The sequence below is a fragment of the Candidatus Skiveiella danica genome, assembly GCF_022705245.1.
In the GTDB taxonomy this organism is placed as follows: domain Bacteria; phylum Pseudomonadota; class Gammaproteobacteria; order Burkholderiales; family Burkholderiaceae_C; genus Skiveiella; species Skiveiella danica.
Window position 1 is genome coordinate 1 of record NZ_JAKJEW010000115.1, and the last position, 710, is coordinate 710.

The following is a 710-nucleotide window of genomic DNA, read 5'->3' on the forward strand; positions in this document are numbered from 1 at the left end:
TCAGGTACTCCAGGGGCATCCCTGGCAGGGAAGCCTTCTGCCGTAGCTCCAGCTCAGTCTCGGCCGTAGCCAGGTCAGCCTCAGTCAGGCGGCGTGCCGCCCACCAGGCTCCAAGCGAGTTGTCCAGAAGGAAGCTCACCATGTATGGCTCTGTGAAAAGCTGGGTGACTGCAGGGAGCTCCCTGGCCCCGATCTTCACCTCGCTCTTGTTGATCTCGTCCTTACGCTTCGCCTGCCAGAACTGGTACACCCATCCCAGTGAGTCGGAGGCTGTGAACACATCCACTGGCAGGTCGGCAAGCAGCTTCTCCAGCCTCTGCTGGTGCTCGGGAGGCAGCTCGACCAGGAAGACAGGCGAGTCGGGCCTGAAGATCTGCGGCAGCATTTTCGAGGCGAAGCGTGCGGCTAGCTCCCAGCCGTCCCGGGCTCCTTCCCCCGCTGCCAACTCCTGGCATTCCTCCAAGGTAACAGGGATTGGGACTCCATGCCCCGTATGCATGAGCAGGTTGTTCTCGGCAAGGAAACGGGCGAAAAGCATCCTGTGCCAGTGCTCGTAGGCTACTTCTTCCAGCAGGCGATCAAGCTCCTGCACTGCCGTTGTGCCATCCCGCAGGTCGCCGAGCTGCCTCCCGTGGATGCGCAGCTTGCGGCGAAGCTCTTTCTGTTCCGGCGTGAGGTGGGCCGGTGGGTTGGCTTCTCCTACGCCGAGC

1 protein-coding gene and 1 pseudogene are annotated in these 710 nt (G+C 62.4%); one reads left to right on the plus strand and one right to left on the minus strand.

Annotation, left to right across the window (positions count from 1 at the left end):
* A pseudogene (locus tag ACMUOY_RS20350) lies at nucleotides 1-385 on the minus strand (SAM-dependent DNA methyltransferase); the annotation flags it as partial.
* A 108-nt stretch (nucleotides 386-493) separates the two neighbouring features.
* Here ACMUOY_RS20350 and ACMUOY_RS20355 point away from each other — a divergent pair.
* A partial coding sequence (locus ACMUOY_RS20355) for a hypothetical protein (RefSeq protein WP_413894539.1) occupies nucleotides 494-710 on the plus strand: 217 nt, incomplete at its 3' end.